The following is a 20,228-nucleotide window of genomic DNA, read 5'->3' as shown; positions in this document are numbered from 1 at the left end:
CATGCGGCGCCCGTCCCAGCGGATCCCAAGACCCGGAGAGACACACCACACATGCCGAACGAACAGCAGCACCCGTACGAAGCAGAGCTGCCGACGGCCTCCGTCCAGTTGAACCACACCGCCGTCTACGCCAGGGACCGACAGCTGTCGGCCGAGTTCATGGCCGTGATACTGGGGCTGGAGGTCGGCGCTCCGTTCGGGCCGTTCCTCCCCGTGGACCTCGGCAACGGCGTGACGCTCGACTACTACGAGAAGCGGGACGAGCCGATCCAGTCGCAGCACTACGCCTTCCTCGTGCCGGACGAGCGGTTCGACAGCATGATCGCCCGTCTGGCAGCGCTCGGGGTCACCTACTACGCCGACCCCAGCCACACCGAACCCGGGCGGATCAATCGCCTGTTCGGCGGTCGCGGGGCGTACTTCGACGACCCGGACGGCCACAACATGGAGATCATGACCCGCCCCTACGTCCGTCCTTAGCCGAGCGCCCGGCGAGCCCCGCCGAACGGCTCTCCGGCCTCGCCGGTCCCGGGCATGGTCCGGGGCCGGCAAGGGGAGCGGGAACGCCCGGCAGCCGGATGAACAGCACCCGCGAGCACCTGGTCGAGGAGCGCGCCCTGGCCACACGGTCAGGGCGGCCGTCATGTCTGCCCGGGGAGGGCGCGACGGTCGCTCGATACCACCGGATTGACAAACAGGTTTGCCGTTCCTGCAATGGTGGCCATGAGCACAGACGACGTACTGACCGAAGTGGGTCCGAGGCTGCGCCGCATCCGCAAGGAGCGGGAGGTGACCCTGGCCGCGCTGTCCGAGGCCACCGGCATCTCCGTGAGCACGCTCTCCCGGCTGGAGTCCGGCCTGCGCAAGCCCAGCCTCGAACTGCTGCTGCCGATCGCCCAGGCGCACCAGGTGCCGCTGGACGAGCTGGTCGGAGCGCCCCCGGTCGGGGACCCGCGGGTGCGGTCCAAGCCGATCGTCCGGGGCGGGCGCACCCACTGGCCGCTGACCCGCCAGCCCGGTGGCCTGCAGGCTTACAAGGTGCTCGAACCGCAGCGCAAGCAGGACCCCGACCCGCGGACCCACGAGGGCTACGAGTGGCTCTACGTCCTCTCGGGCCGGCTGCGTCTGGTCCTCGGCGAGCACGACGTCGTGCTGGCGGCGGGGGAGGCCGCCGAGTTCGACACGCGGGTGCCGCACTGGTTCGGGTCGACGGGCGAGGGGCCGGTGGAGTTCCTCAGCCTGTTCGGGCCGCAGGGGGAGCGGATGCATGTACGGGCACGGCCGGCGCCCCGGAAGTGACCCACGCGACGCGTGCCCGGGCGGTTCCCCCTGTTCCCTGATCGGCAAGCGACCGCTTAGTATGCGGTCCGACCCGGTCAGACGAAGCAGTCCCGTGGAGGCCCCGCATGCAGGCATGGCAAGTGCACGAGAACGGCGAGCCGAGCGAGGTGATGCGCCTGGCGGAGGTGGAGCGTCCCACCCCCGGTGACGGCCAGGTGCTGCTGCGGGTGCGCGCCGCCAACGTCAACTTCCCGGACGCCCTGCTGTGCCGGGGCCAGTACCAGGTGCGCCCGCCGCTGCCCTTCACGCCCGGCGTGGAGATCTGCGGCGAGACCGAGGACGGCCGCCGGGTGATCGCCAACCCGGCGCTGCCGTACGGCGGATTCGCCGAGTACGTCCTCGCCGACGCCCGCGCCCTGCTCCCCGCGCCCGGGTCACTGGACGACGCCGAAGCCGCCGCGCTGCACATCGGCTACCAGACCGGCTGGTTCGGTCTGCACCGCCGCGCCCACCTGGAGGCGGGGGAGACCCTGCTCGTGCACGCCGCCGCCGGGGGCGTGGGCAGCGCCGCCGTGCAGCTCGGCAAGGCGGCCGGCGCCACCGTGATCGGTGTCGTGGGCGGCGCCGACAAGGCCGCCGTCGCCCGGGAGCTGGGCTGTGACGTAGTGGTCGACCGGCGTGCCGAGGACGTCGTCACCGCCGTGAAGGAGGCCACCGGTGGCCGGGGCGCCGACGTGATCTACGACCCCGTCGGCGGCGGGGCCTACGCGCAGTCCGCCAAGCTGGTCGCCTTCGAGGGCCGGATCGTGGTCGTCGGTTTCGCCAGCGGCACCATCCCGAGCCCCGCCCTCAACCACGCCCTGGTGAAGAACTACTCGATCCTCGGCCTGCACTGGGGCCTGTACAACACCAAGAACCCCAAGCTGGTCCAGCACTGCCACGAGCAGCTCACCGAGCTGGCCGCCCGCGGCGCGATCAAGCCGCTGATCAGCGAGCGGGTCCCGATGAGTGAGGCCGCGGCGGCCGTGCAGCGGGTGGCGGACGGCCGGTCCACCGGCCGGATCGCCGTGGTGATGGAGGAGGCAGCATGACCGACGCCGTAGAACTGCTCGGCCGTACCAGGGAGTTGCTCGCCGCGCACCCACCGGCGAGCACCGACCGCCTGGACTTCCTCCGCGCCCGCTTCGACGCCGGGCTCGCCTGGGTGCACTACCCGGAGGGCCTCGGCGGACTGGGCGTCCCGCGCTCCCTCCAGGCCGTCGTGGACGCCGAACTGCAGGCCGCGGGCGCCCCCGACAACGACCCCCGGCGTATCGGCATCGGCCTCGGCATGGCCGCGCCGACGATCCTCAAGTACGGCACCGAGGAGCAGAAGCGGCGCTTCCTGCGGCCCCTGTGGACCGGTGAGGAAGTCTGGTGCCAGCTGTTCAGCGAGCCCGGTGCCGGCTCCGACCTGGCCGCGCTCGGCACCCGCGCGGTCCGGGAGGGCGACGGCTGGGTGGTCAACGGGCAGAAGGTGTGGACCTCCAGCGCGCACGTCGCCCGCTGGGCCATTCTCATCGCCCGCACCGACCCGGACGTGCCCAAGCACGCCGGCATCACCTACTTCGTCTGCGACATGGCCGACCCCGGTGTCGACGTCCGGCCGCTGCGTCAGATCACCGGCGAGGCGGAGTTCAACGAGGTCTTCCTCACCGATGTCCGCATCCCCGACAGCCGCCGCCTCGGCGACGTCGGCGACGGCTGGCGGGTCGCCCAGACCACGCTGATGAACGAGCGGGTCTCCATCGGCGGCATGGCCCTGCCCCGTGAGGGCGGCATGATCGGGCCGGTCGCGGAGACCTGGCGCGAACGCCCCGAACTGCGCACCCACGAGCTGCACCAGCGGCTGCTGAAGCTGTGGGTCGAGGCGGAGGTGGCCCGGTTCACCGGCGAGCGGCTGCGCCAGCAGCTCGTCGCCGGACAGCCCGGCCCCGAGGGCTCCGGCATGAAGCTCGCCTTCGCCCGCCTCAACCAGGAGATCAGCGGCCTGGAGGTGGAACTCCGCGGCGAGGAGGGCCTGTCGTACGACGACTGGACCATGCGCCGACCCGAACTCGTCGACTTCACCGGCCGGGACGCCGGTTACCGCTATCTGCGCTCCAAGGGCAACAGCATCGAGGGCGGTACCAGCGAGGTGCTGCTGAACATCGTCGCCGAGCGCGTGCTGGGCCTGCCCGCCGAGCCGCGCACCGACAAGGACGTCGCCTGGAAGGACCTGGCCCGATGACAGATCTCCTGTACTCCGAGGAGGAAGAGGCGCTGCGGGCCGCCGTGCGCGACCTGCTCACGGACCACTGCGCCCCGGCCGACGTCATCACCCGCACCGAGTCGGACGCGCCGCACGACGTGCCGCTGTGGAAGTCGCTCGCCGGCGGCATGGGGCTGGCCGGTCTGCTGGTGCCCGAGGAACTGGGCGGCCAGGGCGCCACGCATCGAGAGGCCGCCGTCGTCCTGGAGGAGCTCGGCCGCGCGGTGGCGCCCGTGCCCTACCTGTCGAGTGCCGTCGTCGCCACCGAGGCCCTGCTGGAGTGCGGAGCCGACGACCTGCTCGCCGAACTGGCCTCGGCGACGGCGATCGGTGTACTCGCCGTCGGACTGCACACCGCCCCGGGGGCCGGCTGTCCGGCCGTACGGGTCGAGGACGGCGCGCTGCACGGCGAGCTGACCGGCATCGCGGACGCGGTGATCGCCGATGTGCTGCTGGTGCCCGCCGACGACGGCGGTCTGTACGCGGTGCCCGCCTCCGCGGCGACGATCACCCCGCAGGTGTCCCTGGACCTCACCCGGCCGCTTGCTCGCGTCGCCCTCGACGGCGTGCGCGGCGGTCGCCGGCTGGGCGATGCCCAACCCGCCGTACACCGTGCCCTGCGTGCCGCCGCCGGACTGCTCGCCTCCGAGCAGCTCGGTGTGGCCGACTGGGCGCTGACCGAGACGGTCCGGTACCTGAAGGAGCGCAAGCAGTTCAACCGGCCGGTCGGCGGTTTCCAGGCGCTCAAGCACCGGCTCGCCCAGCTGTGGCTGGAGGTCGTCCACCTCCGGGCCGCCGCCCGGGCCGCCGCCGACGCACTGGCCTCCGGCGAGGACACCGACGTCTCGGTGGCCGTCGCACAGGCATATGCGGCGCCCGTCGCCGTCCACGCCACCGAGGAGGCCCTGCAACTGCACGGCGGGATCGGCATGACCTGGGAACACCCCGTCCACCTGTATCTGAAGCGGGCCAAGGCCGACTCGATCGCCTACGGCACGGCAGGCGCGCATCGCTCGGCGCTGGCCGAACTGGTCGGTCTTCAGGGCCCCTGACGACGGACGCCGGTGCGGTCGAGCGAGGGCCGGGTCCCGGTCTTCACCGGTCCCTGGCGACCGATGCCGGTGCGGGTCGGGTGCGGGCCGGGCGCGCGGTTCCCCGCGCCTGGGGAGTGGCTGCCCGGTCCGGCGACCACACATGAACAGAGTGCGAACTCCCTTCCGGATGGGGCCTGTCGGGCGTGCGTCGAACGCATACTCCCTTCGGTCCCATCCGGCCCCTCAAGGGAGGCAGCGCATGGCCCTCAGCACCCGTCGCAGAGCCCTCACCACCTTCGGCGCCGCCCTCGCGGGCACGGTCGCCGTGCCCGCGAGCCCGGCGCAGGCCGGGGAGCGCACGCGCCACCCGCGCCCGCTGTGGCACGCCCACGCCCACAACGACTACGACCACCAGCGGCCCCTGTTCGACGCCCTCGGCCACCGCTTCGGCAGCGTCGAAGCCGACATCTTCCTCGTCGGTGACCAGCTCCTCGTCGGTCACGACCCCTCCGAGCTGGACCCGTCCCGCACCCTCGAATCGCTCTACCTCGAACCGCTCGCCGCCCGCGTCCAGGCCAACCACGGTGCGGTCTACCGAGGTTGGCGCAGGCCGCTGCGGCTCCTCATCGACATCAAGACCGAGGGCTCCTCGACCTACCTCGAACTCGACCGCCGGCTACGCCGCCACGCGCACCTCTTCACCCGGTACGCGCACGGCCGCGTCCATGCCGGCCCGGTCACCGCGGTCGTCTCCGGCGACCGGGCGGCCCGTACCCCCATGGAGGCGCAGACCGAGCGCCGCGCCTTCTACGACGGCCGGCTCAGCGACCTCGGCACCCCGGCCCCGGCCTCCTTCATCTCGTTGATCAGCGACAACTGGACGCAGAACTTCACCTGGACGGGCGAGGGGCCCTTCCCGGACGCCGAACGGCAGAAGCTGCGCGGCATCACCCGCGCCGCCCACGCGCGCGGGCAGCACATCCGGTTCTGGGCCACCCCCGACACCGCGGGCCCGGCCCGGGACGCACTGTGGACGGAGCTGCTCGACGCCGGGGTCGACTGCCTCAACACCGACGACCTCGCCGGCCTGGAGACCTTCCTCGACGCCCACCCCTCCGGGTAACACCACACGATCGGAGGACATGTCAGCCGCCCGGACGAAGCCTCCGCTACGCCACACTTGCGGCCGAACGCCGCACATGGGGCGTGGCGGAGGAGGTTCCCGATGGCGATTTCCATCTCTGTGGTGCTGTTGCTTCTGATCCTGGCCGTGATCTTCATTCGCAACTGCTCGCTGAAGATCTCCCATGCCCTGGTCTGTCTGCTGCTCGGCTTCTATCTGGCCAGCACGAGCATGGCGCCCACCATCCACAGCGGGCTCACCGCGACCGCCGACCTGGTGAGCAGCCTGCGGCCCTGATCCCGTCAGGCGCTCACGCGTGGCTCGTCCGGGCGGCCGGCCCGTCGCTCGTCCCGGCGCTCACCCGGCCGAGAAGACGCCGATGCCGTTGGGCACCGGACGCTCGGCGCCGCCGCTGGGGTGGTTGCGCACGGTCACGGCGGTGTCGCCCGTGTCGCGCGTGACCATCTCCGTGGAGCCGCCGCCGTCGAGGTTGAAGGCGTCGGAGGCACCCAGCGACCGCATGGTGTCCGCCTCCTCCGCGACGGTCAGGCCGGAGCGGTAGTCCGAGGCGCCGTCCAGTGCCAGGAGCAGCAGCCGTCGGCCGTCGTCCTTGACGCCCACGACCGTGCGCACGGCCGAGGTGACGTCGTCCAGGCCGGACAGCGGGGCGCCGCCGCGCAGCACCGGGAAACCGCCGATCGCGAACGTGAACGGCTCCCCGGACGAGGCCGCCACCAGGGAGTGCGTGACGTCCACCGGGTCGCCGACCGACAGCTTGCGCAGCTGCCGCGCGCCGTCCTCGCGGCCCACGAGGACCGTGGTGTCGGCGGGGATCGTCCCGCTGCCCGGGGCGTCGGAGACGGAGGCCACCCGGCCGCCGCGCACCTTCACCTCGTAGGTGTCGCTGCTGCACGGCGCCGACCGCTGGGTGTCGGTGCCGCAGACGGCACGCACCCGGGAGGCGTTGCCCCAGCGGGCGGTGAAGGCGCCGACCGAGTTCACCGGCAGCGCGTACTGGTTGAGGCCCTTGAGCGGCAGCCGGCCCTCCGGTGTACCGACCGCGCCGGTGAGGGAGAGGCGGTCCAGGCGGGCCCGCCGGTCACTGCCCACCCCCAACACGTCCAGGGTGTTCGTGCCCGGGGGCAGCGCGGGCCCGAACCGCTGACCTTTCGGCACCGCCGCCTTGAGCGCCTGCCCGGCCGCCACGGCCGGTCCGACGGCCGCGCCGGTGGCCTCCACGCCCGGGTGCTGCGTCTCGGTGATGTTGAAGAAGTCACCGTTCACCCCGGCGACCGCCCCGGCCGAGTCCGCCAGCCGGGAGACGGTCGCCCGGGCCGCCACCACGCCCGGGTGGAGCAGGTCCACGCGGACGTGCGGATCGGCCAGGTCCACCGTGAGCAGGTGGGCGTGGGCGGTCCCCGCCGCCGCTTCGATGTCGAACTGCCGGTAGGTGACGCCCGGTGCGATCCGCGTGCCCGCCGGTGCGGCACCGGCCGGTGCCGCACCCGCCAGGGCCGTGCCGGACAGCACACCGAACGCCGTGACAACCGTGAGTACCGCTCTGCCCGTCGTCGTACGTCTGCCGCGTCTGGTCACCGTTTCCCCTGACGTCTCGTCAACTGTCCCTAGATGCAGGGGCAGTGCACCAGACTCAGAGGGCCGGAGGGCGGACTAGGCGTCGATGACGCGAGAACGGGTGAGAAAACGCACCCCGTCGGGTGCCTCCAGGGAGAAGCCGCTGCCCCGTCCCGGTACGACGTCCACGATGAGCCGGGTGTGGCTCCACACCTGGTACTGGCTGCGCGACATCCAGAACGTGACGGGCTCCGGCACGCCCTCCACCGCCAGCTCCGCCAGCAGTACGTCCGAGCCGCCGGTGCGGAACTCGCCGTCCGGGTAGCACATGGGGGCGCTGCCGTCGCAGCAGCCGCCGGACTGGTGGAACATCAGCGGGCCGTGTGCGGTGCGCAGGCGGCGCACCAGCTCCGCGGCCCGCGGGGTGAGTTCGACGCGCGGGGTCTCCTCGTCCATGTCACCCTCCTGGACGGCCGGGGCTCCGATCCGTTCCAGTCTCACGGACACTCAGGAGGGCGTCCACAGGGCGCCGTTCAGCGATGGCTGAGCACGTTGACCACCCGGCCGTTCGGGTCCCGGACGAAGAACCGCCGTACGCCCCACTCCTCGTCGGTCAGCGGGTGCACGATCTGCGCGCCGCGCTCCCGCATGGCCGCGTACGCCGCGTCGACGTCCTCGACCTCGATGCTCAGGTCCGGGACCACGGGGGCGGTCGGATCCTCGCTCATGACACTCAGCTGGACGCCCGGGTTCCCGGCGGCGGCGAGCGTCCTGATCCAGCCGTGGTCCATGACCTCCTCCAGACCCAGGACGCCGTAGAACTCCGCGCTCTCCGGCACGGCGGCCGACTGGATGTTGGGCACGACACGGCGTACGGGCATGAGGAGGCTCCGCTGTTCGTCGGCTGCGGCGGACGAGGAGTCAGAGTAGTCCGGTGTACGCCGTTCGGCGGAGAGGATGGGCCCATGCGTCCGTGGGTTCCCGGCCGGGCAGAGCCCCACTTCCTCACCGCAACCGCAAGCGCCGCAAGGGCCGCGTCCCGTGCTGACCGGCTCGGTCCGGATCGCCCTCGGACCGGGTGCCGGGCCGGTGTGAAACGAGCTCAGCCGGTGACCGGGATGCGCCGCATCAGCAGGGCGTACACGCCCGAGGCCACCGCCAGCCCGGGCGGCAGGGCCAGGCCGATGCCGCCCAGGGCGGCGGCCAGGGGGCCGGTGTAGACGGTGCCGACGCACAGCGCGGAGGCGGTCGCGGCCGCCCCGAGAGCCAGTGCCCCGGACCCGTTGACGCCGCCGGTGTACCAGAAGGGCCCGGCGGGGGGCCGCACCGGGCGGCTCATCTGTGACGCGGCACCAGGTCAGTCCGAGGAGTCCCGCCGCTCCCGGCGGGCGCGGCGGGCCTCCGGCAGCAGCGGCAGCAGCGACAGGACGACGACCAGGGCCACCAGCGGCAGCAGATAGTCGTCGATGTGCGGGACGGAGGCGCCCAGGGTGTACCCGGCGAGGACCAGCGTCTGCGACCACAGCACACCGCCGACGGCCTGCCAGAGCGTGAAGGTCCGCGCGGGCACGCCCAGGACGCCGGCCACCGGATGCAGGACCGACCGCAGCAGTGGCACGAACCGGCCGATCACCAGCGCCTTGCCGTGGCCGTAGCGGGCCAGCAGCCCCTCCGCCCGCCCCGCCGCGTCCTTCACCCGCCGGCTGGAGGTACGCGCCAGCAGCGCCCGTCCGCCGTGCCGCCCGATCAGATACCCCACCTGAGCGCCCGCCACCGCCCCGACGGCCGCGCACACCAGCACCTGCCACAGCGCCAGCCGCGGCGGCTGGTGGGCGCTGCCGGCGCACAGCACCCCGGCCGGGAAGAGCAGCGTGTCGCCGGGCAGGAAGAAGCCGACGACCAGCAGACCCGACTCGGCGAAGATCACCACCAGGACGCCCAGCGCGCCGAAGGCGGCCAGCACCGAGGCGCTGTCCATCGGGTTGACGGCTATCACCGGCCGAGCCTCCTGCGCTTCCTCGCAGACCTGTCCGTTCCCCAGCATCACCCGACCGGCGCCCCCGTGCGCGCCGGTCGGGACGACCGGTCGTACGCGATACCGCCGCCCATGAACCGCGACCGCGGCCGGCCAGTGCGTGCTGACGGCCAGGCGGAGACCGGTGCCGGTGCCGTGGCGCTGTCGGTGGCGGTGGGTGTCGTTGCCGGACGTGCGTGTCCCGAATGCCTCGGTGGAGGACTGGCAGGCGGTCCTCGGCCTTGTCGCGGAGAAGGGCTGGACTACCAGTACTCCGAGGGAGAGACGGTGCTTCCGGTGCCCCGGGCGGGGCCGTGCTGCCCCGTGCGGCGGATGCCGAGTGCCCGGACCTGCGGGTCTGGCCGATCGCCGATGTGCTGGCGATCTTCCGTTTCCATGCCGACGACGACGTTGTCGGCGTACCGAGAAATGTGCTCAGGCGTGTACAGACGAACGTGCTCAGTCGTGGGACTGGGAGGACAACTCTGCGGCCGTGGGGGTCGTCCGCGAGCGTCCATGACTCGACGGCGGTCTGAACCTGGAGCACGCGGGCGTAGGCTTTCAGGGATGCGGATAGGCGAGTTGTCCAAGCGCACGGGCGTGAGTCCGCGCTCACTGCGGTACTACGAAGAGCAGGGCCTGCTGACCAGCTCACGCTCCGACGCGGGGCAGCGTCACTATTCCGATGGTGCGGTCCAGCGCGTGTCGCTCATCCGGCAGTTGTTCGACGCGGGTATGTCCAGCAGGGTGATCGCGACTGTGCTGCCGTGTGTGGACGTCCCGGGTGACCTGGGCGTCGCCGAGGAGACGTTCACGGCGATGATGCGCGAGCGCGACCGGATCGACGCCGACATCGCGCACCTGATCGAGACCCGGGATGCACTCGACGTGCTGATCAGGGCCAACAGCCGACACCGGGCGGAGCTGTCCACGGCCCCGGAACCGGTGGCGCGGTCGGCCTGATGCTGTGATCTGCATCTCAGCCGGTTGCCCCTCACATCAATGTCAGAGGTGAGGATGGCGACGAAGCCCGGAATCACCGGGTCGGTCAGACGAGAGGCGGCGGAAGATGGGGCAGGCGTGGGGTTTCGGCAGGTATGGCGGGCCCGAGGTGCAGGAGTTCTTCGATCGTCCCGATCCCGTCCCCGGTCGCGGTGAGGTGTTGATCCGGGTCGACGTCGCCGGCGTGAATCCCCTGGACCACCTTCTGCGCTCGGGTCTGGTCGACGGGCTCGACGGCGGGCGTCCGTTTCCCCGCGTGCTGGGCATGGAGGCAGCCGGAACCGTTCTCGCCCGGGGCGAGGACGTCAACGGGCTTGAGGTGGGTGACGCGGTCTTCGGCTTCGCACTCACCGGTGGCGGCACCTACGCCGAGACGACGGTGCTGTCCGCGCCGAACACCGCGCGCATTCCGGAGGGCCTGTCCGCGACCGTGGCGGCAACGCTGCCAGTGGCCGGGACGACCGCGGTGGACGTGCTCGACCAGCTCGGCCTCCCGGCCGGTGCCACGGTCCTGGTCAACGGAGTCGGGGGCGGGGTCGGCCTCGCCGTCGCCCGGCTGGCTGTCGGGCGCGAGCTGCGTGTGATCGGCACCGGAAGTACCGCCAAACGCGAGCACGCCGAGGCCATCGGGGTGCAGTTCATCGACTACACCGCCGAGGACGTCGCCGCCGCGGCACGCGAGCTGGCTCCGGACGGCTTCGACGGGATCGTCGACCTGGCCGGCGGTACCTCGCTGCGGACGGTCGCTCCGCTGGCCCGGGATCCCCGCAACGTCATCGCTGTGGGTGATATGTCTGTGCCCGATCTCGGTGGGCGTTTCGTCGAGCGTCGCGTCGACCGCGAGAGCCTGGAGCGGTCGGCCCGACTGGCCCTCGACGGGCTCCTCGCACCCGTAATCACCGCGGTCCATCCGCTCTCCGACGCCCCGGCCGCCCTCGCCACCGTCGAGAACGGTCACACCTCGGGCAAGGTTGTCATCAAGGTGGCATGAGAAGCGCCCGGCCGTCTGACGCTGCCGACCGTCCATTGCGGACTGACGAGAACCCGTGGTTGCAGGGCGGTGCGGGCGGCGGGGTTCAGGGGGGCAGGATGCGGGCGCGGCAGGTGGTGGGGGTGCCCCAGGCGTCGCGCAGGGGGCGTGCCTTGCGGATCCACAGGGACAGGTCGAGTTCCTCCGTGTAGCCGACGGCGCCGTGCAACTGCAGGGCGGTGCGGGCGGCGCCGTACGCGGCTTCGCCCGCCGCGGCCTTCGCCGCGGCGATCTCGTGGGCGGTGGACACCGGATCGCCGGCCCGGACCGCGTCACCGCCCGCCGCGTCACCGCCCGCCGCGCCACCGCCCGCCGCGCCACCGCTCGCCGCCGAGACGTGCGCTGCCGTCTCCCGCGCCAGGGCCAGGGCGGCCGAATGCAGCAGAGGCTGGGCGAACTCCAGGGCGATGAGGGTGTCGGCCAGACGGTGCTTGACCGCCTGGAAGGAGCCGACGGGGACCCCGAACTGGGTGCGCTGCTTGACGTAGGCCACGGTCCGGTCGAGCAGGGCGCGTCCGAGGCCGAGGCACTGGGCGGCGGTGGCCAGGGCCGCGATGTCGGCGGCGTACGCGGCGGCGGCCACCACCGCCGGCCCCCGCGCGAGGACGGCTCCGCCGAGGGGGCGGGCCAGTCGGCGTGCCGGGTCGGCGGACGGCTGGACGGGGCCGGTGCTCTCGGCCAGACGCAGGGTGTCGTCGGCCACGACGAGCACCGCGTCGGCGGCGTCCGGGTCCAGGGCGTACGGGCCGCCCGCGGCCGGTACGCACAGGGAGAGAACCGCCTTGCCGGAGGCGATCCGGGGCAGCCACGCGGTCGCCGTCGGATCCTCGCCGCGGCGGTCGAGGAAGCCGAGGAGAGCGGCCGCCGCCACTGCTTCGACCAGTGGGCCGGGGACGGCGTGGCGGCCCAGCTCGGTGAAGGTGACGGCCAGTTCGACCGGCAGCGGGCCGAGGCCCTCGTGCCGTTCCGGTACGGCGAGCGCGAAGACACCCGCCTCCGCGAGCCGGGACCAGAGCGCGCGGCCGGGTGCGTGGTCCCCGCGCGACCAGGCCCGCACCACACCGGGCGTGCCGGCCGCCGTGAGCATCCCGTCCAGCGAGCGGGCGAACTCCCGGTGTGCGTCGTCCAGGAGGAAGCGCATCACCGGCGTCCCTTCGGCAGGCCGAGCAGCCGCTCGGCGATGATGTCCCGCTGGATCTCGTTGGTGCCGGCGTAGATCGGGCCCGCGAGCGAGAACGTGTGCCCCTCGGCCCAACTACCCTGCGCCGGAGCCTCGGTGGCCTCGTCGGACAGCTCGCCGTACGGGCCGAGCACGTCCAGGGCGGTCTCGTGCAGAGCGATGTCCAGTTCGGACCAGAACACCTTGTTGAGGCTGGACTCGGCGCCGAGCGATCCTCCGGCGGCGATGCGCGAGGCGTTGGCGTAGGTGTACAGGCGGTAGGCGCGGGCGCCGATGACCGCGTCGGCGACCCGGTCGCGCAGGGCGGTGTCGGACGGGTCGGCCCGCTCGCGCCACAGCTCGGTCAGCCGGCCGGCGGCGGCGGTGAACCGGCCGGGGCTGCGCAGGGTCAGGCCGCGCTCGTTGCCCGTCGTGCTCATCGCGACGCGCCAGCCCTGTCCCGGTGCGCCGATCACGTCCCGGTCGGGCACGAAGACGTCGTCGAGGAACACTTCGGCGAAGGCGGGCTTGCCGTCGAGTCGACCGATGGGCCGTACGGTCACCCCCTCCGCGTCCAGCGGGAACATCAGGTAGGTCAGACGCTGGTGCGGCTTGTCCGCGTCCGGGCCGCTGCGGAACAGGCCGAAGGCGCGGTCGGCGAAGGCCGCCCGGGACGACCAGGTCTTCTGGCCGCTCAGCCGCCACCCCCCGTCGGTCCGTACGGCGGTGGAGCGCAGGCTCGCCAGGTCCGAGCCGGACTCCGGCTCGGACCACGCCTGGGCCCAGATGACCTCGCCCGAGGCCATGGCGGGCAGGACGCGGGCGCGCTGCTCGTCGGTGCCGTGCTCGAAGAGGGTGGGGGCGAGCAGACTGATGCCGTTCTGGCTGACCCGGCCCGGGGCGCCGGCGGCGTAGTACTCCTCCTCGAAGATCAGCCACTGGAGGACCGAGGCGCCCCGGCCGCCGTACTCCACCGGCCAGGAGACCACCGACCAGCGGTCCGCGAACAGGGCCCGCTCCCAGGCGCGGTGGGCCGCGAAGCCGTCCTTCGTCTCCAGGGAGGGCAGGGGAGCGGTGGGTACGTGGGCGGTGAGCCAGGCGCGGGCTTCGGCCCGGAAGGCGTCGTCCGCGGGGGAGAAGGCGAGGTCCATCAGGATCCCGCCGCCTTCGTCACGCGGATGCCCATGCCGCCCAGCGCGTCGGCGGCCGACTCGGCGTTGTGCGCGTGCGCCGGGTGGTGCGGCCCGCACGCGGCGCCCCCTCCGGCCGGCACGGCGACCTTGACCCGGTCGTCACCGGCCGCCCGGCGGCGGGCCTCGGCAAGGGCGTACGTCATCGCGGCGGTCCGGGCGTTCTGGGTGTTCCCGGTGTTCCGGGCGTTCCCGGCGTTGCGGTACGCGGGCCGGTCCACGGTCACCACGGCGACGGGGCCGGTGCGTTCGTGGCGGACCGGGGCCGTCGGCGCGGTGCGGGCAGTGGACATCCGCCCTCCTTCCCTAACAAGTGTTTGGTAGGTTAACGTACGGGCCCTCGGCCGTCGAGAAGCCGGGACTGCCAGAGATCGGCAAGTCGGGCCGCCCGCCGGCGAGATCGTCCCGAGCCGCCCGTGAGCGCCCAGCAGGTCCGCCCGTGAGTCCCGAGGAGGCCCGCCCATGAGCACGACTCCCTCCTATGTCCCCGGCCACGGTCTGCTCGCCGGCCGAGGCGCCGTCGTCACCGCCGCCGCGGGCGCCGGTATCGGCGGCGCGACCGCCCGGCGGCTGCTCGAGGAGGGCGCCCGCGTCGTCGTCTCGGACGCCCACGCCCGCAGGCTGAAGGAGTCCGAGGCCGAGCTGGCCGCCGAGTTCGGCGCGCACCGGGTCGCGGCCCTGCCCTGCGACGTCACCGACGAGGCCCAGGTCGCCGCGCTGTTCGACCTGGTCGAGGAACGGCACGGACGCCTCGACGTCGTCGTCAACAACGCCGGTCTCGGCGGCACCGCCGACCTGGTCGACATGGCCGACGAGCAGTGGGACAAGGTCCTCGACGTCACCCTCAACGGCACCTTCCGCTGCACCCGCGCCGCGCTGCGCCGGATGAAGGCCGCGGGCACCGGGGGCGTGGTCGTCAACAACGCCTCGGTGATCGGCTGGCGCGCCCAGAAAGGCCAGGCACACTACGCCGCCGCCAAGGCCGGCGTCATGGCGCTCACCCGCTGCGCCGCACTGGAGGCCGCCGAGTACGGGGTCCGGGTCAACGCCGTCTCCCCGAGCCTGGCCATGCACCCGCACCTGGCGAAGGTCACCACCCCCGAACTGCTCCGGGAGCTGACCGCCCGCGAGGCGTTCGGACGCCACGCCGAGCCGTGGGAGGTGGCCAACGTGATCGTCTTCCTCGCCAGCGGCTACTCCTCGTACCTGACGGGCGAGGTCCTCTCGGTCAGCAGCCAGCATCCGTGAGGCGCTGTGGGCCCGGTACCGAGGCCGAACTCGCCGCGCGACTCGGCGCGCGCGGGCCATCGAGGCACTCGTCACCGCCGCCGCCTCCTGCTGCCGGCCGGGCGGCCAGCACAGCCCGGACGGGACCGCCCGGCAGTACCTGCCGACGGTGTCGGAGGGCATCGCCGTGCGCGTCCGACCCGACGACGTGGACACAATGGACGAGGGACAAGGAGCCGCCATGGCCGAGGCATACATCGTCGAAGCGGTACGCACACCCGTCGGCAGGCGGAACGGCGGACTGTCCGCCGTTCACCCCGCCGACCTCGGAGCCCACGTACTGAAGGCCCTGATCAAGCGTTCCGGCGCCGACCCGTCCGCCGTCGAGGACGTCGTCTTCGGCTGCCTGGACACCGTCGGCCCGCAGGCGGGCGACATCGCCCGCACCTGCTGGCTGGCCGCCGGCCTGCCCGAGGAGGTGCCCGGCGTGACCGTGGACCGGCAGTGCGGCTCCTCCCAGCAGGCCCTGCACTTCGCCGCCCAGGGCATCCTGTCCGGCACCCAGGACCTGGTGGTCGCCGGCGGTGTACAGAACATGTCGCAGGTCCCCATCGCCTTCGCCAGTCGCCAGGCCGCCGCGCCGCTCGGCCTGACCGAGGGCCCGTACGCCGGCTCCGAGGGCTGGCGGGCACGCTACGGCGAACAGCCCGTCAACCAGTTCCACGGCGCCGAACTCATCGCGGCGAAGTGGGACATCTCCCGCCGGGACATGGAGGAGTTCGCGCTGCGCTCCCACCGGCGGGCGCTGCGCGCCATCGACGAGGGCCGTTTCCTGCGCGAGACCGTGCCCTGCGGAGCGGTGACCATCGACGAGGGGCCGCGCCGCGACACCACGCCGGAGAAGATGGCGGCCCTCAAGCCGTTGGTCGAGGGCGGACTGCTGACCGCCGCGGTCTCCTCCCAGGTCTCCGACGGGGCCTCGGCACTGCTCCTCGCCTCGGAGCGGGCCGTACGGGAGCACGGCCTGACCCCGCGCGCTCGCGTGCACCACCTGTCCGTGCGCGGTGAGGACCCGATCCGGATGCTGTCCGCCCCGATCCCGGCGACCGCGTACGCCCTGAAGAAGGCCGGGATGACACTCGACGCCATCGACCTGGTGGAGATCAACGAGGCATTCGCCCCGGTCGTGCTCGCCTGGCTCAAGGAGACCGGCGCCGACCCGGAGAAGGTCAACGTCAACGGCGGCGCCATCGCGCTGGGCCACCCGCTCGGAGCGACCGGTACCAGGCTGACCACCACCCTGCTGCACGAACTGGAGCGCACCGGAGGCCGGTACGGCCTGCAGACGATGTGCGAGGGCGGCGGCCAGGCCAACGTCACCATCCTCGAACGCCTCTGACCGCCCGCGTCCCCGCGCCTCCCTCCCGTGGCCGGCCGCGGGAGGGCCGTCGCGGCGAACTGACGGCGGCTGCCGGCGTCGGTGACGAACGGGCGGTAGATGTCCCGCATCAGCTGTTCCGCCGTGCCGTCACCGAGCACCCGCCGCTGCCCGTGTTCCCGGGGGTGCGGAGTGCGGCGGTCAGTCGGCGTGGGAGGTGTGCGAGATGTGGGGGACGTGGGGTGTGCCGGGGGCGTGGGGGGCTGTGGGTGCGCGGGTGTCACGGTGGTCGTGGGGCGCGGGGGTGACGTGGGGGAGCCCCGTGAGGGTGGCGTGTGCCTCGGCCATGACGCGGTCGATCAGTTCGGCACAGGACGGCAGGTCGTCGATCAGCCCGGCGACCTGGCCGGACGCCATCACGCCGAGATCGGTCCGGCCCTCCACCATGGACGCCCTGAGCAGCATCGGGGTGTTCGCCGCCAGCAGGACCTGACTCCACGTCATGTCCTTGCCGTGTCGCATCGCGAGTCCGTCCCGGACCATCCGCCCCCAGCTCATGCCGGACTCGCGCCGGAAGGCCGCGGCGTGCCGGAGCGCGCGCAGCAGCGACGCGGGGCGGCCCGAGCGCTCCAGCGCGTCGACCAGTTCGGTGCGCAGCATCCGGTGCGGGAGACCGTCCACCTTCGTGGTGACGGTGACGTCCGTGACCGCCGCGGCGAGATACCGGGCCTTCACCGCGTCGGGGACGGTGCTGTCGGAGGTGAGCAGGAAGCGGGTGCCCATGGCGACGCCGGCCGCGCCGTAGGCCAGCGCCGCGACCAGGCCGCGCCCGTCGTGGAAGCCGCCGGCCGCGACGACCGGGATGTCGACGGCGTCCACCACCTGTGGGAGCAGCACCGTGGTGGCGATGCTCCCGGTGTGCCCGCCGCCCTCACCGCCCTGCACGATCACCGCGTCGGCGCCCCACGCCGCGACCTTCTCGGCGTGCCGCCTGGCCCCGACGGACGGCACGACGACGACACCCGCGTCCTTCAACCGGGCGATCAGCTCGCGGGAGGGGGCGAGCGCGAACGAGGCGACCCGCACCCCCTCCTCGATGATGATGCGCACGCGCTCGGCCGCGTCCCCGGCGTCCGCGCGCAGATTGACGCCGAAGGGCGCGTGCGTACGGGACTTCACCTCACGCACCGCGCGACGGAGCTGATCGACGGTCATCGTCGCCGAGGCGAGGATGCCGAGCGCGCCCGCGTTCGCCGTGGACGAGACCAGCCGGGGGCCGGCCACCCAGCCCATGCCGGTCTGCACGACCGGGTGCCGCACCCCGACCAGTTCGGTGAGCGGGGTGGCGATCGTGAGGTCGCTCATGCGGGGACCTCGCGGTCGCGCAGCCCCTTCGGGTCGATCTCCGCGCGAATCAGCCGCAGTTCATCGGCGGTGGGTTCCCGGGTGTACGGCACCTCGTCAGGGATCGTCAGCGTGAAGCCGGTGGCCCGTGTGACCTGCTCGACCGTGACGCCGGGGTGCAGCGAGCGCAGCCGCATGGTGCGGTCCGGGGTGTCGAAGTCGAGGACGCCCAGGTCGGTGACGACGTCCCCGATGCGGTGGTAGCGGGTCGCGGCGGGGCCGGCCGCGGCGGCCCGGTCGTGGCCGACCCCGCAGACCATGTCGACCCGTTCGACGAACACCCGCGTCGAGTGCTTGGGCACCCAATAACTCGTCGGGTTGTTGAGGGTGTTGACGGGTGCTCCGCGCACGCCGAGCAGTTGGCGCCTCGGCCGCTCCCAGTCTCCGATGCAGCTGATGTTCTGGTTGCCGTACCGGTCGAGCTGACTGGCGCCCATCATCACGTGCCGCCGCCCGCTCGCGACCAGCGCGAGGTGCTGGCGGTACGGCAACCAGCCCTCCACCACGCGGGGGGCGGCACCCACCGCAGGCACGTCGTCGATGAGCAGCGCCTCGCCGTCGGTCAGCAGCAGGTCGGGCGAGAAGGTGAGCCGCGCCAGCCGGGCCCCGATCGTCGGGACGGTGCCCATGGGGGCGGCCAGCACCTCGCCCGCGGCCCGCCAGACCTCGGCGCACGCCACCACGCAGTACTCGGCCCGCGTGGCCGTGGCCGTCGTCGCATCGCCGCCGCTCATGCTTCCTCCTCGTGGAAGGCCGCCACCGCGGCCTGGTAGGCGTCCTCGTCGCCGGACAGGAAGCGCCGGGTGAACGCCTGCCAGGCAGCGGGATCGCGGGCCGCCTGGGCGTAGGCGCGCTGGAACGCCTCGTCGCGGTCGTGGTCCGGCGCACAGGAGGTGAAGTGCGCGCCGTTCGGGGTTTCGGTGACACCGTCCACGAAGGCCCGCTTGACCAGCAGCGACTGCGGTCCGGCGTCCTTGAGCAGCTCCGAGGTCGGTACGATCCGCTCGCAGGAGACGTAGGCGGTGTCGGCGGCCTCGCAGAACAGGTCGTCGAAGTACGGGTCGGGGCCGAGGTACTGGCCGTTGCCGTGCGCGTCGGCCCGGTTGAGGTGGACCAGCGCGGCGTCCAGGCGCAGCGCGGGCACGGCGAGCAGTTCCTCGCCGTCGTCGTAGGGTGACCGGACCGTCCGCAGCGAGGGGTTGACGCGCAGCACGTCCGAGGCGAGGCCGGCCCGGATCGGCATGAACGGCAAGCGGTGCGCGGCGGCGGTCAGACCCCACATGACCATGGCCTCGTCCAGCTCCACCAGCTCGAAGGCGCCCCGTTGCCGTGCCGCGCCGAAGTGCGGCTCCAGCGGGACGGAATCAAGGGTGACGAAGCCCGCGACGAGCTTGCGGATCTTCCCGGCGGCGGCCAGCAGCCCGACGTCCGGGCCGCCGTACGACACGACGGTCAGGTCGGTGACGTCCGAGCGCAGCAGCGCCCGTACCAGTGCCATGGGCTTGCGTCGCGAACCCCATCCGCCGATGCCGATCGTCATCCCGCTGCGGAGGCGGCCGGCGACCTCCTCGGCACTCATCGTCTTGTCCCTGCTCACGCCCGCTCCCTGTCCGCGCTCATGCCCGCTCGTGGTCCCTGCGCACGCCGGCTCCCTGTCCGCACCCATGTCTGCTCGTGAGTCCTGCTGGCACCCGCTCCTCGTCTGTGCTCAGGTCTGCTCCTCGTTCGCGCTCACGACTGTCCGTCGTGCGGTTCCTGCGTGCCGAAGGCGTCACGGACCCGGTCGGCGACGCCGCTGAGGTTGGCCTCGAAGGTGAAGCCCTGTTCGAAGCGGTAGCTGCGCCGGACGTCCACCGGGTCGATGCCGTTGATCGCGGCCTTGGCCAGCCGGATCAGCTGTCCGTCCTTGGCGGCGATCTCCCGGGCCAGCTCCAGCGCCGCCGCCCGCAGTTCCGCGCGCGGGACGACCCGCCACACCGAGCCGTGCCGGAGCAGCTCCTGCGCGGTGACGGTGCGCGAGGTGTAGTACAGGGTCCGCATCAGATGCTGGGGGACCAGCCGGGCCAGGTGGGTGGCCGCCCCCAGGGCGCCACGGTCCAGCTCGGGCAGGCCGAAGGAGGCGTCGTCGGAGGCGACGATCGCGTCCGCGTTGCCGGCCAGGCCGATACCGCCGCCCAGGCAGAACCCGTGCACGGCGGCCACCACCGGAACCTCGCAGTCGTACACCGCGGCGAACGCCTCGTGGCAGCCCCGGTTGGCACCGAGGAGGGCGTCGTGCCCGGCCGAGCGCTGGATCTCCTTGATGTCGACACCCGCGTTGAACCCGCGACCGTCGGCGCTGAGCACCACACAGCGCACCTTCGGATCGGCGCCCGCCGCGCGCACCGCCGCGGCCAGGTCGTACCAGCCCTGTACGGGAAGGGCGTTGACCGGCGGGAAGTCGACGCTGACCACGGCGATGCCCGCTTCCGGGGCGGAGGTGGAGACACCCATGAGCAGATCAGCTACCTTTCCACCAAAC

23 protein-coding genes and 1 pseudogene are annotated in these 20,228 nt (G+C 72.9%); 12 read left to right on the top strand and 12 right to left on the bottom strand.

Annotated elements, in window-relative coordinates; all coding sequences use genetic code 11:
- Positions 1-51 precede the first annotated feature (51 nt).
- From ACIGYR_RS29995 to ACIGYR_RS29965, 7 genes are all read left to right on the top strand, one after another.
- Positions 52-480: a VOC family protein gene (locus tag ACIGYR_RS29995; protein ID WP_399604990.1), complete on the top strand. Its 429-nt coding sequence runs from the start codon at positions 52-54 to the stop codon at positions 478-480.
- Positions 481-723: 243 nt separating this feature from the next.
- Entirely contained in the window at positions 724-1,299 is a 576-nt protein-coding gene (locus ACIGYR_RS29990) for a helix-turn-helix domain-containing protein (RefSeq protein WP_391843455.1), read from the top strand.
- Positions 1,300-1,406: 107 nt separating this feature from the next.
- On the top strand, positions 1,407-2,372 hold the full coding sequence (locus ACIGYR_RS29985) for an NADPH:quinone oxidoreductase family protein (protein ID WP_399604993.1): 966 nt from the start codon (positions 1,407-1,409) through the stop codon (positions 2,370-2,372).
- The gene (locus tag ACIGYR_RS29980) at positions 2,369-3,550 is read left to right on the top strand and encodes an acyl-CoA dehydrogenase family protein (protein ID WP_399604995.1); all 1,182 of its coding nucleotides are present in this window, start codon (positions 2,369-2,371) and stop codon (positions 3,548-3,550) included. Before ACIGYR_RS29985 ends, ACIGYR_RS29980 begins: the two co-directional genes overlap by 4 nt.
- Positions 3,547-4,623: an acyl-CoA dehydrogenase family protein gene (locus tag ACIGYR_RS29975; RefSeq protein ID WP_399604997.1), complete on the top strand. Its 1,077-nt coding sequence runs from the start codon at positions 3,547-3,549 to the stop codon at positions 4,621-4,623. Before ACIGYR_RS29980 ends, ACIGYR_RS29975 begins: the two co-directional genes overlap by 4 nt.
- Positions 4,624-4,864: 241 nt before the next feature.
- Positions 4,865-5,728: a phosphatidylinositol-specific phospholipase C/glycerophosphodiester phosphodiesterase family protein gene (locus ACIGYR_RS29970; protein ID WP_399604999.1), complete on the top strand. Its 864-nt coding sequence runs from the start codon at positions 4,865-4,867 to the stop codon at positions 5,726-5,728.
- Positions 5,729-5,830: 102 nt separating this feature from the next.
- On the top strand, positions 5,831-6,025 hold the full coding sequence (locus ACIGYR_RS29965; RefSeq protein WP_358644418.1) for a hypothetical protein: 195 nt from the start codon (positions 5,831-5,833) through the stop codon (positions 6,023-6,025).
- 60 nt (positions 6,026-6,085) lie between these two features.
- Here ACIGYR_RS29965 and ACIGYR_RS29960 read toward each other — a convergent pair whose 3' ends face one another.
- The 5 genes from ACIGYR_RS29960 to ACIGYR_RS29940 all read right to left on the bottom strand — a co-directional run bounded on the left by ACIGYR_RS29960 (position 6,086) and on the right by ACIGYR_RS29940 (position 9,299).
- Entirely contained in the window at positions 6,086-7,324 is a 1,239-nt protein-coding gene (locus ACIGYR_RS29960; RefSeq protein ID WP_399605001.1) for a phosphodiester glycosidase family protein, read from the bottom strand.
- A 75-nt stretch (positions 7,325-7,399) separates the two neighbouring features.
- Positions 7,400-7,759: a DUF779 domain-containing protein gene (locus tag ACIGYR_RS29955; RefSeq protein ID WP_399605003.1), complete on the bottom strand. Its 360-nt coding sequence runs from the start codon at positions 7,757-7,759 to the stop codon at positions 7,400-7,402.
- Between the two features lie 77 nt (positions 7,760-7,836).
- Positions 7,837-8,184, bottom strand: coding sequence for a VOC family protein (locus ACIGYR_RS29950; protein ID WP_399605005.1), 348 nt, complete (start codon positions 8,182-8,184; stop codon positions 7,837-7,839).
- Between the two features lie 221 nt (positions 8,185-8,405).
- Positions 8,406-8,642, bottom strand: coding sequence for a hypothetical protein (locus ACIGYR_RS29945; protein WP_399605007.1), 237 nt, complete (start codon positions 8,640-8,642; stop codon positions 8,406-8,408).
- Between the two features lie 18 nt (positions 8,643-8,660).
- Complete coding sequence (locus ACIGYR_RS29940) at positions 8,661-9,299, bottom strand: DedA family protein (RefSeq protein WP_391844099.1); 639 nt, start codon at positions 9,297-9,299, stop codon at positions 8,661-8,663.
- 142 nt (positions 9,300-9,441) lie between these two features.
- Here ACIGYR_RS29940 and ACIGYR_RS29935 point away from each other — a divergent pair.
- The 3 genes and pseudogenes from ACIGYR_RS29935 to ACIGYR_RS29925 form a co-directional block, all read left to right on the top strand.
- A pseudogene (locus tag ACIGYR_RS29935) lies at positions 9,442-9,730 on the top strand (hypothetical protein); the annotation flags it as partial.
- Positions 9,731-9,884: 154 nt separating this feature from the next.
- Positions 9,885-10,280: a MerR family transcriptional regulator gene (locus tag ACIGYR_RS29930; protein WP_391843468.1), complete on the top strand. Its 396-nt coding sequence runs from the start codon at positions 9,885-9,887 to the stop codon at positions 10,278-10,280.
- A gap of 106 nt (positions 10,281-10,386) precedes the next feature.
- Positions 10,387-11,310, top strand: coding sequence for an NADP-dependent oxidoreductase (locus ACIGYR_RS29925; protein WP_399605008.1), 924 nt, complete (start codon positions 10,387-10,389; stop codon positions 11,308-11,310).
- An 85-nt stretch (positions 11,311-11,395) separates the two neighbouring features.
- Here ACIGYR_RS29925 and ACIGYR_RS29920 read toward each other — a convergent pair whose 3' ends face one another.
- Genes ACIGYR_RS29920 through ACIGYR_RS29910 form a run of 3 tightly spaced genes read right to left on the bottom strand, consistent with a single transcriptional unit; the run spans position 11,396 to position 13,991 of the window.
- On the bottom strand, positions 11,396-12,490 hold the full coding sequence (locus ACIGYR_RS29920) for an acyl-CoA dehydrogenase family protein (protein WP_399605010.1): 1,095 nt from the start codon (positions 12,488-12,490) through the stop codon (positions 11,396-11,398).
- Positions 12,490-13,659 (bottom strand): acyl-CoA dehydrogenase family protein, encoded by a 1,170-nt coding sequence (locus ACIGYR_RS29915; protein WP_399605011.1) that lies wholly within the window; start codon positions 13,657-13,659, stop codon positions 12,490-12,492. The genes ACIGYR_RS29920 and ACIGYR_RS29915 overlap by 1 nt, the downstream gene beginning before the upstream one ends.
- Entirely contained in the window at positions 13,659-13,991 is a 333-nt protein-coding gene (locus ACIGYR_RS29910; protein ID WP_399605012.1) for a hypothetical protein, read from the bottom strand. The genes ACIGYR_RS29915 and ACIGYR_RS29910 overlap by 1 nt, the downstream gene beginning before the upstream one ends.
- 169 nt (positions 13,992-14,160) lie before the next feature.
- On the opposite strand from ACIGYR_RS29910, the gene ACIGYR_RS29905 reads away from it, so the two are divergent.
- Both ACIGYR_RS29905 and ACIGYR_RS29900 read left to right on the top strand, forming a co-directional pair.
- On the top strand, positions 14,161-14,946 hold the full coding sequence (locus ACIGYR_RS29905) for an SDR family oxidoreductase (protein ID WP_399605014.1): 786 nt from the start codon (positions 14,161-14,163) through the stop codon (positions 14,944-14,946).
- A gap of 220 nt (positions 14,947-15,166) precedes the next feature.
- Entirely contained in the window at positions 15,167-16,324 is a 1,158-nt protein-coding gene (locus ACIGYR_RS29900; protein ID WP_399605015.1) for an acetyl-CoA C-acetyltransferase, read from the top strand.
- 180 nt (positions 16,325-16,504) lie between these two features.
- Here the strand turns inward: ACIGYR_RS29900 and ACIGYR_RS29895 are convergent, their stop codons facing one another.
- From ACIGYR_RS29895 to ACIGYR_RS29880, 4 genes are all read right to left on the bottom strand, one after another.
- Positions 16,505-17,668: an NAD(P)H-dependent flavin oxidoreductase gene (locus ACIGYR_RS29895; RefSeq protein ID WP_399605017.1), complete on the bottom strand. Its 1,164-nt coding sequence runs from the start codon at positions 17,666-17,668 to the stop codon at positions 16,505-16,507.
- Complete coding sequence (locus tag ACIGYR_RS29890) at positions 17,665-18,441, bottom strand: CoA-transferase subunit beta (RefSeq protein WP_399605019.1); 777 nt, start codon at positions 18,439-18,441, stop codon at positions 17,665-17,667. Before ACIGYR_RS29890 ends, ACIGYR_RS29895 begins: the two co-directional genes overlap by 4 nt.
- The gene (locus ACIGYR_RS29885; RefSeq protein WP_391844101.1) at positions 18,438-19,286 is read right to left on the bottom strand and encodes a CoA transferase subunit A; all 849 of its coding nucleotides are present in this window, start codon (positions 19,284-19,286) and stop codon (positions 18,438-18,440) included. Before ACIGYR_RS29885 ends, ACIGYR_RS29890 begins: the two co-directional genes overlap by 4 nt.
- Before the next feature lie 152 nt (positions 19,287-19,438).
- Positions 19,439-20,200, bottom strand: coding sequence for an enoyl-CoA hydratase family protein (locus tag ACIGYR_RS29880; RefSeq protein WP_399605020.1), 762 nt, complete (start codon positions 20,198-20,200; stop codon positions 19,439-19,441).
- Positions 20,201-20,228 lie beyond the last annotated feature (28 nt).

It is taken from the genome of Streptomyces sp. NPDC053076 (assembly GCF_044546845.1).
In the GTDB taxonomy this organism is placed as follows: domain Bacteria; phylum Actinomycetota; class Actinomycetes; order Streptomycetales; family Streptomycetaceae; genus Streptomyces.
Note: the sequence above shows the minus strand (reverse complement) of the source record. Positions and strands in the feature narration are given on the sequence as shown.

Excerpts from the sequence above, each read along its gene's own strand:
- ACIGYR_RS29995 (WP_399604990.1), top strand. The coding sequence starts at position 52 with ATGCCGAACGAACAGCAGCACCCGTACGAAGCAGAGCTGCCGACGGCC.
- ACIGYR_RS29990 (WP_391843455.1), top strand. The coding sequence starts at position 724 with ATGAGCACAGACGACGTACTGACCGAAGTGGGTCCGAGGCTGCGCCGC.
- ACIGYR_RS29985 (WP_399604993.1), top strand. The coding sequence starts at position 1,407 with ATGCAGGCATGGCAAGTGCACGAGAACGGCGAGCCGAGCGAGGTGATG.
- ACIGYR_RS29980 (WP_399604995.1), top strand. The coding sequence starts at position 2,369 with ATGACCGACGCCGTAGAACTGCTCGGCCGTACCAGGGAGTTGCTCGCC.
- ACIGYR_RS29975 (WP_399604997.1), top strand. The coding sequence starts at position 3,547 with ATGACAGATCTCCTGTACTCCGAGGAGGAAGAGGCGCTGCGGGCCGCC.
- ACIGYR_RS29970 (WP_399604999.1), top strand. The coding sequence starts at position 4,865 with ATGGCCCTCAGCACCCGTCGCAGAGCCCTCACCACCTTCGGCGCCGCC.
- ACIGYR_RS29965 (WP_358644418.1), top strand. The coding sequence starts at position 5,831 with ATGGCGATTTCCATCTCTGTGGTGCTGTTGCTTCTGATCCTGGCCGTG.
- ACIGYR_RS29955 (WP_399605003.1), bottom strand. The coding sequence starts at position 7,759 with ATGGACGAGGAGACCCCGCGCGTCGAACTCACCCCGCGGGCCGCGGAG.
- ACIGYR_RS29950 (WP_399605005.1), bottom strand. The coding sequence starts at position 8,184 with ATGCCCGTACGCCGTGTCGTGCCCAACATCCAGTCGGCCGCCGTGCCG.
- ACIGYR_RS29945 (WP_399605007.1), bottom strand. The coding sequence starts at position 8,642 with ATGAGCCGCCCGGTGCGGCCCCCCGCCGGGCCCTTCTGGTACACCGGC.
- ACIGYR_RS29930 (WP_391843468.1), top strand. The coding sequence starts at position 9,885 with ATGCGGATAGGCGAGTTGTCCAAGCGCACGGGCGTGAGTCCGCGCTCA.
- ACIGYR_RS29925 (WP_399605008.1), top strand. The coding sequence starts at position 10,387 with ATGGGGCAGGCGTGGGGTTTCGGCAGGTATGGCGGGCCCGAGGTGCAG.
- ACIGYR_RS29920 (WP_399605010.1), bottom strand. The coding sequence starts at position 12,490 with ATGCGCTTCCTCCTGGACGACGCACACCGGGAGTTCGCCCGCTCGCTG.
- ACIGYR_RS29915 (WP_399605011.1), bottom strand. The coding sequence starts at position 13,659 with ATGGACCTCGCCTTCTCCCCCGCGGACGACGCCTTCCGGGCCGAAGCC.
- ACIGYR_RS29910 (WP_399605012.1), bottom strand. The coding sequence starts at position 13,991 with ATGTCCACTGCCCGCACCGCGCCGACGGCCCCGGTCCGCCACGAACGC.
- ACIGYR_RS29905 (WP_399605014.1), top strand. The coding sequence starts at position 14,161 with ATGAGCACGACTCCCTCCTATGTCCCCGGCCACGGTCTGCTCGCCGGC.
- ACIGYR_RS29900 (WP_399605015.1), top strand. The coding sequence starts at position 15,167 with ATGGCCGAGGCATACATCGTCGAAGCGGTACGCACACCCGTCGGCAGG.
- ACIGYR_RS29895 (WP_399605017.1), bottom strand. The coding sequence starts at position 17,668 with ATGAGCGACCTCACGATCGCCACCCCGCTCACCGAACTGGTCGGGGTG.
- ACIGYR_RS29890 (WP_399605019.1), bottom strand. The coding sequence starts at position 18,441 with ATGAGCGGCGGCGATGCGACGACGGCCACGGCCACGCGGGCCGAGTAC.
- ACIGYR_RS29885 (WP_391844101.1), bottom strand. The coding sequence starts at position 19,286 with ATGAGTGCCGAGGAGGTCGCCGGCCGCCTCCGCAGCGGGATGACGATC.
- ACIGYR_RS29880 (WP_399605020.1), bottom strand. The coding sequence starts at position 20,200 with ATGGGTGTCTCCACCTCCGCCCCGGAAGCGGGCATCGCCGTGGTCAGC.